The sequence below is a fragment of the Castellaniella ginsengisoli genome, from assembly GCF_040955415.1.
In the GTDB taxonomy this organism is placed as follows: domain Bacteria; phylum Pseudomonadota; class Gammaproteobacteria; order Burkholderiales; family Burkholderiaceae_B; genus Castellaniella; species Castellaniella ginsengisoli.
Map to the genome: position 1 here is coordinate 717696 of NZ_CP158257.1, position 11912 is coordinate 729607.

Annotated in this window: 11 protein-coding genes and 1 pseudogene; 2 read left to right on the forward strand and 10 right to left on the reverse strand. The window is 67.9% G+C overall.

Translation table 11 applies throughout. From position 1 onward, the window contains the following. Nucleotide 1: 1 nt before the first annotated feature. Genes ABRZ00_RS03385 through ABRZ00_RS03405 form a run of 5 tightly spaced genes read right to left on the reverse strand, consistent with a single transcriptional unit; the run spans nt 2 to nt 6513 of the window. On the reverse strand, nt 2-3082 hold the full coding sequence (locus ABRZ00_RS03385) for an efflux RND transporter permease subunit (protein ID WP_368647829.1): 3081 nt from the start codon (nt 3080-3082) through the stop codon (nt 2-4). Continuing rightward, nucleotides 3079-4344: an efflux RND transporter periplasmic adaptor subunit gene (locus tag ABRZ00_RS03390; protein ID WP_368641124.1), complete on the reverse strand. Its 1266-nt coding sequence runs from the start codon at nt 4342-4344 to the stop codon at nt 3079-3081. Before ABRZ00_RS03390 ends, ABRZ00_RS03385 begins: the two co-directional genes overlap by 4 nt. An 8-nt stretch (nt 4345-4352) precedes the next feature. Next, nucleotides 4353-5105: a cell division protein ZapD gene (gene zapD / locus ABRZ00_RS03395; protein WP_368642797.1), complete on the reverse strand. Its 753-nt coding sequence runs from the start codon at nt 5103-5105 to the stop codon at nt 4353-4355. A 12-nt stretch (nt 5106-5117) separates the two neighbouring features. Further along, nucleotides 5118-5750 carry a dephospho-CoA kinase gene (gene coaE / locus ABRZ00_RS03400; RefSeq protein ID WP_368641123.1) on the reverse strand — a complete coding sequence of 211 codons (633 nt, stop codon included), beginning with the start codon at nt 5748-5750 and terminating at the stop codon, nt 5118-5120. Between the two features lie 43 nt (nt 5751-5793). Continuing rightward, on the reverse strand, nt 5794-6513 hold the full coding sequence (locus ABRZ00_RS03405) for a prepilin peptidase (protein WP_368641122.1): 720 nt from the start codon (nt 6511-6513) through the stop codon (nt 5794-5796). Nucleotides 6514-6571: 58 nt separating this feature from the next. Here ABRZ00_RS03405 and ABRZ00_RS03410 point away from each other — a divergent pair, with 58 nt between their 5' ends. Beyond that, a complete protein-coding gene (locus ABRZ00_RS03410; RefSeq protein WP_368641121.1) occupies nt 6572-7249 on the forward strand; it encodes a hypothetical protein in 678 nt (225 codons plus the stop codon). 103 nt (nt 7250-7352) lie between these two features. Here ABRZ00_RS03410 and ABRZ00_RS03415 read toward each other — a convergent pair. The 4 genes and pseudogenes from ABRZ00_RS03415 to ABRZ00_RS03430 form a co-directional block, all read right to left on the reverse strand. Further along, nucleotides 7353-7562: pseudogene (locus ABRZ00_RS03415) on the reverse strand (LuxR C-terminal-related transcriptional regulator); the annotation flags it as partial. 92 nt (nt 7563-7654) lie between these two features. After that, nucleotides 7655-8497, reverse strand: coding sequence for a pantoate--beta-alanine ligase (gene panC / locus ABRZ00_RS03420; protein WP_368641120.1), 843 nt, complete (start codon nt 8495-8497; stop codon nt 7655-7657). A 25-nt stretch (nt 8498-8522) separates the two neighbouring features. Beyond that, nucleotides 8523-9395: a ScpA family protein gene (locus ABRZ00_RS03425; RefSeq protein WP_368647830.1), complete on the reverse strand. Its 873-nt coding sequence runs from the start codon at nt 9393-9395 to the stop codon at nt 8523-8525. A 9-nt stretch (nt 9396-9404) separates the two neighbouring features. Then, nucleotides 9405-9596: a DUF3460 family protein gene (locus ABRZ00_RS03430; RefSeq protein ID WP_343838404.1), complete on the reverse strand. Its 192-nt coding sequence runs from the start codon at nt 9594-9596 to the stop codon at nt 9405-9407. A 72-nt stretch (nt 9597-9668) separates the two neighbouring features. On the opposite strand from ABRZ00_RS03430, the gene ABRZ00_RS03435 reads away from it, so the two are divergent. Then, a complete protein-coding gene (locus ABRZ00_RS03435; protein ID WP_368644438.1) occupies nt 9669-11096 on the forward strand; it encodes a DHA2 family efflux MFS transporter permease subunit in 1428 nt (475 codons plus the stop codon). A gap of 13 nt (nt 11097-11109) precedes the next feature. On the opposite strand, the gene ABRZ00_RS03440 is transcribed toward ABRZ00_RS03435, so the two are convergent. Next, nucleotides 11110-11904: a helix-turn-helix transcriptional regulator gene (locus ABRZ00_RS03440; RefSeq protein WP_368641117.1), complete on the reverse strand. Its 795-nt coding sequence runs from the start codon at nt 11902-11904 to the stop codon at nt 11110-11112. Nucleotides 11905-11912 lie beyond the last annotated feature (8 nt).

An 11912-nucleotide genomic window follows, 5' to 3' on the forward strand; every position in this document is an offset into this window, starting at 1 on the left:
GTCAGCGACCTGCCGCACGCCGGCGCCCCAGCCGTTCAAACAACAGGTAGATCACGGGCGTGGTGAACAGCGTCAACACCTGGCTGCACAGCAGCCCGCCTACCATGGCCAGGCCCAGCGGCTGGCGCAGTTCCGCCCCCGAGCCCGAGGCCAGCATGAGTGGGATGGCGCCAAAAAAAGCGGCCAGGGTCGTCATCAGAATGGGGCGAAACCGCAGCAGCGCGGCCTCGTGGATCGCGGCCTGGGGCCCCAGGCCGCGTTCGCGCTGGGCATCCAGGGCGAAGTCAATCATCAGGATGGCGTTTTTCTTGACGATGCCGATCAGCAGGATGATGCCGATCACGCCGATCATGTCCAGGTGCGCGCCGCCCAGCCACAACGCCAGCAGCGCCCCGATGGCCGCCGAAGGCAGCGTGGACAGAATGGTGACCGGATGGATCAGGCTTTCGTACAGCACCCCCAACACGATGTACATGGTCACCACGGCCGCCAGCAACAGCCACAGCGTGCTCGACAAGGAAGCCTGAAAGGCCCGGGCCGCCCCCTGAAAGCGGACTTCGATGGAATCCGGCATGCCCAGCGCCGCGCGCGCCGATGCAATGGCCTGCACAGCACCGGACAGAGCGGTGCCCGGCGCCAGGCTGAACGAGACGGTGACGGCCGGGAACTGGTCCAGGCGCTGCACGGCCAGGCGCGCCAGACCGGGTTCGAAACTCGCCACGCTGGACAGCGGCGTCACCCCGCCCGAGGCCGTCGGCACGTGCAGAAGCTCCAGCGCGGCGGGGCCGCCGTCGAGCAGGCCCGCATCGGCCTCCAGCACCACCCGGTACTGGGCCGACTGCGTATAGATCGTGGAAATCAGCCGCTGGCCGAAAGCATCGTAGAGTGCGTCGTCGATGGCCGTCTGGGTGACGCCCAAACGCGCCGCCGCATCGCGATTCACCGTCACGGCCAGCGCCAGGCCCCGGTCCTGCAGGTCCCCGGCCACATCGCGCAACCCCGGCAACGCGCGCAGCGCATCGATCAGCCGGGGCGTCCAGCGCGCCAGGGCGGCTTCATCCGGACTGGACAGCGTCATCTGGAACTGGCCGCGGCTGACCTGGTCCTCGACGGAGAGCTCCTGCACCGGCTGCAGCCAGGCCTCCAGGCCCACGATCGGCTGCAAGGCCGCCTGCAGCCGATCGATCACGGCGTCCGTCCGTTCACCGCGCTCGGCCAACGGCTTGAGCGTAATCTGCAGGCGCCCGGTGTTCAGCGTCGTATTGTCGCCATCGATGCCGATGAAGGAAGCCACCGTCGCCACGGCCGGATCGGCCAGCACCTGCTCGACCGCCTGCTGCTGCAGGCGGCTCATGACCTGGAACGAAGCCGACTGCGGCCCCTGGGTGATGGCCTGCACGGCCCCCGTATCCTGCTGCGGAAAAAAACCCTTGGGGATGGCGGCATACAGGCCCGCCGTGACGAGCAGCGTCGCCACGACCGCCCACAGGGTCGCCCGCTGGTGCGCCAGGACCCAGCGCAACCCCCGGTCGTAGGCGGCGATCAGTCGGTTCATCCAGGAGATATGGCCCCCACGCCGCGCAGGCTCCGCCTGACCACCGTGTTCGGAGCGCAGCATGCGGGCGCACATCATGGGCGTGAGCGTGAGGGAGATGAGCAGCGACAGCAGGATGGCGACGGCCAGGGTGACGGCGAACTCGCGGAACAGCCGCCCCACCACATCGCCCATGAACAGCAGGGGGATCAGCACCGCGATCAGCGACAAGGTCAGCGACACCAGGGTGAAGCCGATCTGCCTGGATCCGCGCAGCGCGGCCGTCATGGCGTTTTCCCCCGCCTCGATGCGGCGGGCGATGTTCTCCACCATGACGATGGCGTCATCTACCACGAATCCCGTGGCGATGGTGAGGGCCATCAGGGTCAGATTGTTGATGCTGAAGCCCAGCAACGCCATCAGGCCGAACGTCCCGACCAGGGACAGCGGCACAACGACGCCGGGAATCAGGGTGGCCCGCCAGGTGCGCAAGAACACGAAGGTCACCGCCACCACCAGAATGATGGCCAGCAGCATCTCGACTTGCACATGGGCCACCGAATCCCGGATCGTACGCGTCCGGTCCGAGGCCACCTGCAGCTCCACGCCGGTCGGCAGCATCGCCCGCAAACCGGGCAGCAGGGCCTGGACACGATCCACCACTTCGATGACGTTGGCGCCGGGCTGGCGCTGGATGTTCAACAGAATGGCCGGCGTGCGGCCGAACCAGGCAGCCTGGTCGCGGTTTTCCGCCGCGCGGCGCACCTGCGCCACGTCGCCCAGACGCAGCGGCGCACCGTTCTCATAGGCCAGGATCAACCGTGCATACTCGGCCGGATCCTTGAGCTGGTCGTTGACGCTGATGGTGATCGAACGCTGCGGCCCGTCCAGGTTGCCCTTGGGCTGGTTGACGTTGGCCTGGGTCACGACCCGGCGCACGTCGGCCAGCGTCAGCCGGTGCGCGGCCAGCGCCTGGGGATCGACCTGGATGCGCACGGCCGGCCGCTGGCCCCCGGCCACGCTGACCAGCCCGACGCCACTGATCTGGGACAGCTTCTGCGCCACCCGCACCTCGATCAGGTCGCGCACCAGGGGCAGCGGCAGCGTGGGAGACGTCACCGCCAGCGTCATCACCGGCGCGTCGGCCGGATTGATCTTGCGATAAGTCGGCGGCGAGGGCATGTCCGGAGGCAGCAAATTCGAGGCTGCGTTGATGGCCGCCTGCACTTCCTGCTCGGCCACGTCCAGCGGCAGGCCTAGGTCGAAACGCAAGGTGATGCGCGACAAACCGCCTGAACTGGAAGACAGCATCTGCGCCAAGCCCGGCATCTGGCCGAACTGGCGCTCCAGCGGCGAGGTCACCAGCGCGGTCATGACCTCCGGCCCGGCGCCTGGATATAAGGTGGTGACCTGGATGGTGGGAAAATCGACCTGGGGCAGCGCCGACACCGGCAATTCGCGATAAGCCAGCAGGCCTGACAGCGCCAGTGCAACCATCGCCAGAGTCGTGGCGACCGGTCGCAGAATGAACAACCGCGACAGGCTCACGAGGCGGGGCTCCCGCCCACACCCTGGCGTGCCCCCGCCGATCCGGCCCGCGACTGGCCGGCGGCCTCGGCGGCGGCTGGATCGGCGCCGGACCCGCCGCCTGCCGCATCGGGCTGAATGATTTCCACGACGCTGCCCTCGCGCAGCCGATCCGTGCCCTCGATCACCACCGTGTCGCCCGCCTGCAAGCCGGATTCGATCACCACGCGCTCGCCGTCATCCACGCCGGTCACAACCGGCACCACGTGCGCTTCGTTGTCGGCAGCCACCCGATAGACATATTCGCCCTGCGAGCCGCGCTGCACCGCCCGCAAGGGCAACGTCACCCCGTCTTGCGCGCCCAGGCGCAGACGGACCTGGACAAACTGGTTGGGAAACAGGGATTCATCGGCATTGTCGAACCGGGCCTTGAGCCGGACCGTGCCGGTTGCCACGTCGATCTGGTTGTCCACCGCCACCAGGGTGCCGACGGCCAGCATCGTTCCGGCAGCATCGCTGAACAGGCGCACCTCCAGGTCCGGTTCGGTCTGGCGCGCTTCCAGCAAGACCTGAAGGCGTGTCTGGGGGATGGAGAACACCACATCGATCGGCCGGCTTTGCGTCAGCACCACCAGACCGTCGGCATCGGAAGAGCGGATCATATTGCCCACATCGACCTTGCGCAGGCCCAGGCGTCCGTCGACGGGGGCGCGAATCTCGGTGTAGCCCAGTTGCAAGCGCGCATCGGCCACCGCCGCCTGGTCTGATTTCGCCTGCCCCTGATACTGGCGCACCAGCGCGCGCGCGGTGTCCAATTGCTGGCGGGCGACCGAATCCTGCTTGAACAATTGCTCGTAGCGCGCCAGATCGCGGCGCGCCTGCTCCAATTGGGCGGCATGCTGCATCTGCAGTCCCAGCGCCTGGTCGAGCTGGATGCGAAAGGGCTGAGGATCGATCACCGCCAGCACGTCGCCCGCCCGCACGGCCTGGCCGTCGGCGAAATTCAAGGCCTGCAACGGGCCGTCCACGCGCGCGCGGATCGTGACGGTCGCCAACGGCGTCACGGTACCCAGTGCCCGCAAGACACGGTCGATCCGGCCCATCTCGGCCTGCGTGACGGACACCGGCGTCGCCTGTCCGCTCATCCGGAATCCCCGCCCTCCCGGCGCAGCCCTGTCGCTTGGCCAGAAATACCACAGAGCAAAAGCCGCCAGCGCGCAGGCCGCCGCCCACGCCAGGATGATGCGGCGCGTGCCACGAAGACGCGTCGTTGCGTTGATCATGAGAGGTCCTACAGATTGCAGCGGGCAAGGCGGAACGCAACGTCGCGACCAACCGGCTGGGGCTTGAGCTCGTTGTCCTGGGTCGAGAAACGCACCCAGATCACGTATTTGTTGGCGCTGACTTCCGGAAAGACGCCCAGGTCAGGATCGACCCAGACACGCAGCAACTGGAAGGATTTGCCACCCAGCATTTCCTGGTAGGCGCCCTGGCCGGCCATCTGGTCCTGGGCGTCGCCGGCGTCGCGCAGCATCTGCAGGATCAGGGCCATGGCCCGGTGCAGCGGCATCAACGGCTCGATCCAGCCGTGCAGATCGGAGACGCGCGTCTGCGCCGGCTTCAGTTGCCAGGAATAATAGGAAGGCATGTCCACGGGCGAGGATCCGCCCGGCATCGTGATCCGCCCGCGCAGGCTGGCGAGCCATTCATTGTCGCGCAGGCCCTGGCCGATGCGGCCCTGGCCGGCGAGCGCTGCGGACACTGCCTGGATTTCCCCGAGGAGCTTGTCCAGCGTGACGCCGTCCACACCAGGATGTTCGCGCAGCGCCGCCAAGGCGGAGCGATGGCGGTCCATGTCCTGGAGCACGGCCGTGCGGACGTCGGCACGTTCGCAGATGTCCAGCAGATCGAACAGCGTGGCCATGGCGATCTGGTGGCAATGGGCATCCTCGCCTCTGGCGAAGAAGAACAGGCGGTCGAATAGGTATTCGACCCTCAGCAGGGTGCGTACACGTTCATTGCAGGGATACTCGTACAGAATCACGCGCAAAAGGCCCTATCCATGAGTGATGCGCCCATCCGTCGACTGGGCGGCGCGGGCGCACCAGCGCTGGTGTTGCTGGAACGCGCGCCGGCGCAGCGCGCCCGGATCGGTCGATTCATCGTTGACGATCACGTCGTCGGCCGCCGCCAAGCGATCCGCTCTGGACGCCTGAGCGGACATGATACGCCCAATGGTGTCGCGCGTCAGCCCGCTGCGCGCCTGCACCCGGCGGACCTGAGTCTCGGGATCGCAGTCGACCACGCAGATGCGATCCACCCGGTCTCGCCAACGGCCCGATTCGACCAGCAGCGGCACCACAAAGACCACATAAGGCCCTTGGGCCCGTTCGGCCTGCGCGCGCACGGCCTGATCGATCAAGGGATGAAGCACGGATTCCAGTTGCCGCCGCGCATCCGGATCGGCGAAGACGCGTTCGCGCATCCAGTTGCGGTTCAACGCGCCCTCGGGCGTGATCGCCTGCGCGCCGAATGCCGCGCGCACGGGTTCGATCGCGGCGCCGCCCGGCGCCGTCAGGTCGTGGGCAATCCGGTCGGTGTCGATGACCGCAGCCCCCCATTCGGCCAGCCAGTCGGCCACCATGGATTTCCCCGAGCCGATACCGCCGGTCAGGCCGATGGAAAACATGGCATCCCCGCACGATGACTTGAAACCATGAATGTACCGCACCTCAGGGGCATCCCAGCATCCACGCCCCCGCCGCCAGGGCGATGCAAGGCCCGAAGGGATACGGCCGCAGCCGGCCGCCGCGCCGGACCAGGCTGGCCGCCACGCCCAGCACGCAGGCCAGCCAGAGGATGCCGACGGCGGCTTCCAGCCCCAGCCAGCCCGCCAATGCCGCCATGCATTTCACATCGCCGCCGCCAAAGCCATCCCGCCCTCGCACACGGCGATACAAGCAGGCGGCGCCGGCCAGGCCCGACCCCATCAGCGCGCAGGCGACCACGGCATCCGCGAAGCCCTGGACGCCCAGCAGCCAGCCGGCCGCCATCAGCGGCAAGGTGATCGCATCCGGCAGGAGGCCGCTGCGCGCATCGATCCAGCCCAGCGCCGCCACGGCAAGCGCCAGGGGCACCAGCCCGGGGCCCGGGCCGGCACCGGCGGCCAGCAGGCCCGCCACCAGGCCGAGCACCGCCGCCATCGCCGTATCCCGCGCCGGCTGCCACGGGCGTGCGGCGGACTCTGCGGCGGCGCCCCAGAGCGTGCGCGCCGTGGCCGGCGCACCGCCCGCCAGGCGGTCCGCATAGGCCAGAGACCAGCGCCCCAGCAGCGAGCCTGCGCCTGCTCCCGCCGCGACGGTCACGCCCCAGGCGACCCATCCGGACAGACCGTGCACGGCGTCCGCCAGCGCCGGCAATCCTTGCCATATGCCGCCCGGCCAGCCGGCCATTGCCCCGCATCCCATCGCCAAGCCCCCCGCAAATGCGTAGAATGGCGGCTTCACGACCTTGTCCGTCACGACCATGCCGCGCGCCCTTTCCCATACCCTTATCCGCCTGTTCAGCCTGGGGCTGCTGGCCCTGCTGGCCGCCTGCGCCCAGCAGCGCGAACCCGGCTTCTATGATGTCCCGCGCGGCGACACGGTGTCCGACGCCCGGCATCGCGCCCACGGCGATGCCGGTACGGTCGCCCCTGCGCAGTTGCAATTCGGATTCGGCGCCGACAGCCAGAAAAAGGCGGCGCCGGACGACGGTGCGGCACAAGCCGCGCCAGGCCAGGAGGCCACGCCGGCCAGCGCCGGCGGAACGCCCCAGGCGCTGGCCGAAACCCGCACCTATCTGGGCACCATCGCCTGCCCCGCAGGGCAACAAGCCTGCCCGCCGCGGCGCATGACCGTGACCCTCGCACCGGACGGCCAATGGCGTGCCCGCAGCGCCCCTCTGGACGGCGCAGCCGCCACCGCCTCGATGGGCTGCTGGCATCTGGTCTCGACCGATCCGGTGCGGATCGTGCTGCAAGCCGGCGACCGGGCCCATGCCACACTGGAATTCATCCAGGCGAACGTCTTGCGGCTGGCGCAGTTGAACGGCCAGGCCCCTCTGCTGGAATCGCGCCTGACCCGCCAGGCGGACATCGACCCCATCCAGGAGCTGGCGGCATCACCGGCCGAAGCCTGCGCGCAATGAGCCCGGACGCCTGGACGGCGCCTCCGGCAGGCGGCCCCGAACTGCCCGAGCCGGCATCGGGCTCGTCCGGTCCCGCGCGCCTGGACAGGCAATAACGGGTCAGTTCGACCGCATTGCGTACGCGCAGTTTCTGAAATATCCGCGCACGATGGGCTTCGATCGTGCGCTGCGTGACTCCGAGTTCTACGGCAATGTATTTATTGGACCGCCCCCGCGTCAGGTAGGCGGTCACTTCCCGCTCGCGCAGCGTCAGGCGGCTCAACGGCGTTTCCTGGCTGCAAGGACATTCCCGGATCGAATCGCTTTCCAGCATGGATGGCTCCCCCGTTTTTGGTTTGTATTCAGGGGAATTCTGCACGACCCGGCCAGGCTGCGCACCTGTCAGTTCTGACAGCTTGCAGCGGCCTAAAACTCCAGATTGTCGATCAGGCGTGTGGCGCCCAGTCGAGCGGCCGTCAGCACGACCAGGGGCTCGCCATCGCGGATTTCCTGGGCCGTGGGCGGCTGCAGGTCGCGCTGCCGGCGCACGGCGACGTAATCGGGATCCCAGCCGCGATCGCGCAGAGTCTGCATCGCCTGCCCCTCCGCCATCGCGGCATCCGTGCGTCCGCCCTGGACTTCGTCGCGCACGCGCTGCAGGAGGCCGTACAGATTGGGCGCCTCGGCGCGCTCCTGGGCGCTAAGGTAGCGATTGCGCGAGGACAGGGCCAGACCGTCGGCGTCGCGGACGGTTTCATGGGCCAGGATTTCGACCGGCAGTTGAAACTGGCGGCACATGGCGCGCACCACCATCAACTGCTGGTAATCTTTCTTGCCGAATACGGCCACACGCGGCTGGACGCAAGAGAACAGCTTCAGCACCACGGTGCTGACACCCATGAAGAAATCAGGCCGGAACTCGCCCTCCAGGATATTGCCCAGGGACTCGCCGGGCTGGATGCGGAAATTCTGCGGCTCCGGATACAACTCTCGTTCGTCCGGCGCGAACAGCACATAGACGTCGCGCTCGGCTTCGAGCTTCTCGATGTCTTCGGCCAGCGTGCGGGGATAGCGGTCGAAGTCCTCGTTCGGGCCGAACTGCAGCCGGTTGACGAAGATGCTGGCCACCACGGGATCGCCGTGCTGGCGCGCCAGCCGCATCAGCGACAGGTGCGCGGCATGCAGATTGCCCATGGTGGGCACGAAGGCCACGCGCAACTGGCCGCGCAACTGATCGCGCAACGCCTCGATGGAATGAACGACTTTCACGGGGGGGGATCTCCGGCGCGCGGGCTCAGGCCGAGCGCGTATAGGACAGTCTGACATACAGCGGCGCGTAAGGCGCCGCCTGGGTGATTTCCAGCAGGGATTCGCGTGCCAGTTCCAGCAGCGCCAGAAAGTGGACCACGATGACGGCGGCGGGTTCGCCCAGGCGCACGCGCTCCAGAAACAGCTCGGTGAACTCCATGAAGCGCACATCCGACAGGCGGCGCAGGATGTGGCTCATATGGTCGCGCACGGACAGTTGCTCCCGGGTGATGCGATGACTGGCATTCAGGCGCGCCCGGTGCAGGATCGCGTCCCAGGCTTCGCGCAGATCGTCGGGCGACACTTCCGGCAACGCGCGCAAGACTTCGAAATCGGCCGTCGCATGCGCCACCAGGAAATCACGCCCCGCGCGCGGCATCTCATCCAGCCGCCGGGCCGCCAGCTTCATGCGCTCGTATTCCAGCAGGCGGCGCACCAGTTCGGCGCGCGGATCCTCAGGCTCCTCGCCGCTGTCGGACTGGCGCACGGGCAGCAGCATGCGCGACTTGATCTCGATGAGCATCGCCGCCATCAGCAGGTACTCGCCCGCCAACTCCAGGTTGGACTGCCGCACCTGCTCGACGTAGGCCAGGTACTGGGCGGTGACCTCGGCCATGGGGATGTCGAGCACGTTGAAATTCTGCTTGCGGATCAGATAGAGCAGCAGGTCCAGCGGCCCCTCGAAGGCTTCCAGGAAGACTTCGAGCGCATCGGGTGGAATGTAGAGATCCTGGGGAATGGCGAACAGCGGTTCGCCGTACAGGCGCGCCAGAGCGACGTGATCAATCACGTCGGGCGTACTGTCTTCCACAGGCGCCATCAGGGCGTCCAGCCCGGGAGCGGGCGGCTGGGACGACATGGGGCCCGGTCAGGCCTTCTGGTAATAAACGTAGGGATCCTGGGGCACGCGGGCCGCCCGGAAACCTTCCTGCAGTTCAGGATCCAATTCTTTGTCCCAAAGGCGGGCGCGGCCGGCGAACTGGCGCGCTTCAGTATCGGGGTGCTCAGTCTTGTACTGATTCAGGAATTGGGTCAATTCCGAGGTGTGGTTGTTTGCCATAATAGTGCCGTAGCCGATCTCCATGACCGATGGGCCCCAAGTTTACTGCACTCGGCCTTCTCCAGCCCACCCATGCCCGAATCCCAGCCCCGCGCTCCCGCACCGCCCGCCGTCTCGCCCCGCGAAATCCGGATGATTCCCTTCATCGTCGGCTGCGCGCTGTTCATGCAGATGCTGGATTCCACGGTCGTCGCCACCGCACTGCCCGCCATGGCGCTGGATTTCGGCACCACGGTGGTGCACATGAACATCACCATCACGTCCTATCTGCTGGCCACTGCAGTCTTCGTGCCCGTCAGCGGCTGGGCGGCGGACCGGTTCGGCGCTCGCACCGTGTTCCTCGCCGCCATCGCGCTGTTCACCCTGAGCTCCATCGCCTGCGCGGCCAGCGGCACCCTGGGCCAACTGGTCGCGGCCCGGCTCGCCCAGGGGGCCGCCGGCGCCATGATGGTGCCGGTCGGGCGCATCATTCTGCTGCGCCGCATTCCCAAGGCCGAGCTGCTCAAGGCCATGGCCTTTCTGACCATTCCCGCCTTGCTGGGGCCGGTCATCGGTCCCCCGGTCGGCGGTTTTCTGGTCACCTACGCCTCCTGGCACTGGATCTTCCTGATCAATATTCCGGTGGGTCTCCTGGGCCTCTACATGGTGCGGCGCTGGATCGCCCGCGACGTGCCCGACAGCCGGCCCCGGCTGGACATGGCCGGTTTCCTGCTCAGCAGCGTGGCCATGGCGGCGCTCATGACCTGCCTGGAGGCCGCAGGCCACGGCGGCCTGGGAGCCGGGCCGACCCTGGGGCTGCTGGGCCTGGGCCTGGCCTGCGGCGTCCTGTACGTCCGCCATGCCCGCCACGCCGCCTATCCCATCATCGACCTGAGCCTGCTGCGCATCCGCACCTTCGCCGTCTCGGTGCTGGGCGGCAACCTGTGCCGCTTCTCCATCGGCGCCTCGCCTTTCCTGCTGGCCATCCTGCTGCAGGTGGGCTTCGGCCTGTCGGCATTCTCGGCCGGGATGATCACCTTCACCTCAGCCGCCGGAGCAATGCTGATGAAGCTCGTGGCCACGCCCATCGTGCGCCGCTTCGGTTTTCGCCGCGTCCTGGTTGTCAATGCCCTGATCGCGGCGGCCTTTATTGCCGCCTGCGCGCTATTCCGGGCCGATACGCCGGTCTGGGCCATGGTGGCGGTCCTGCTGGTCGGCGGCTTCTTCCGTTCACTGCAGTTCACTGCCGTCAACGCGCTGACCTACGCCGACCTGGATGCCGCCCAGATGAGCCGCGCCAGCAGCTTCGCCGCCACAGCTCAGCAATTGGGCATCAGCCTGGGCGTAGCCTGCGCGGCGATGACACTCAATTTCAGCATGGCGCTGCGCGGGGGCATCGCGCCCGACCGGATCGATGTGATGTGGGGGTTTGCCATCATTGCCCTGACCGTGGCGGCCTCGGCCTTGTCCTTTGCGCGCCTGCCTGCGCGCGCGGGCCACGCTTTGCGCACCCGGGACTGATTGCCCGCAGGGGCTATTCAATGCCTGGCTCGTTCAACAGCATCACCAGCTTGCAATCCGGACGGACCGCCAGCCGGAAAGTGAACTGCCGGAAACGCAGCAACCCGTCCTCGGGGTGCTGGAATTCACGCGAACCGCCTTCCCGTTCCACCACAATCTGGCGCGTCCAGGCCCGGGCGAACAGCGAACTGCCGGCTTGCAGCTCGGCCACCAGGGCGCTGATGCCGGGTTCGCCCGCCAGCGCCGCCACATCGGCGCGGAACTCGGCCACCACCCGGCTGGCGCGATCTTCCCAATCCACCACCAGCGTGCGGGCGGCCGGATCAAGAAAGATATAACGCAGCAGATTGGGTTGCCCGCGCGCGGGCCAGCCATCGAACACCCGCAGCAAGGGGGCGTTGCAGGCCAGCACGTTCCAGGACTGGTCCAGGATGTAGGCCGGACAGCGGATGCTGTCGACGCAGTCCTGCAGGCCATCGGGCAGGGCGATCGCGTCCAGGCGGCCGGCCTCCGGGTCGGCGCATTCGGCCAAGCTGAACAGGTAGTGCCGTTCGGCGCGCGCCAGGCGCAGGGCGTCGGCCAGCCGGCACCAGACGTCCACGGATACGGACACCTCGCGCCCCTGCTCGATCCAGGTATACCAAGTCGTGCTGATGCCGCACAAATGGGCGATTTCCTCTCGCCGCAGGCCCGGCGTGCGACGCCGCACGCCGGGCGGCAGACCATGCTGTGCCGGCGTCACGCGCGCCCGTGTGCTGCGCAGAAAAGCGCCCAGCGCCCGGCGCCGGGCCGCGTCATCACGCGGCACGGCGGCCT

Bases quoted from the DNA above. Each gene is read 5' to 3' on its own strand.
- ABRZ00_RS03390 (WP_368641124.1), bottom strand. From the start codon at position 4,344: ATGATCAACGCAACGACGCGTCTTCGTGGCACGCGCCGCATCATCCTG.
- ABRZ00_RS03425 (WP_368647830.1), bottom strand. From the start codon at position 9,395: ATGTCGTCCCAGCCGCCCGCTCCCGGGCTGGACGCCCTGATGGCGCCT.
- coaE (WP_368641123.1), bottom strand. From the start codon at position 5,750: ATGTTTTCCATCGGCCTGACCGGCGGTATCGGCTCGGGGAAATCCATG.
- ABRZ00_RS03430 (WP_343838404.1), bottom strand. From the start codon at position 9,596: ATGGCAAACAACCACACCTCGGAATTGACCCAATTCCTGAATCAGTAC.
- ABRZ00_RS03405 (WP_368641122.1), bottom strand. From the start codon at position 6,513: ATGGCCGGCTGGCCGGGCGGCATATGGCAAGGATTGCCGGCGCTGGCG.
- ABRZ00_RS03435 (WP_368644438.1), top strand. From the start codon at position 9,669: ATGCCCGAATCCCAGCCCCGCGCTCCCGCACCGCCCGCCGTCTCGCCC.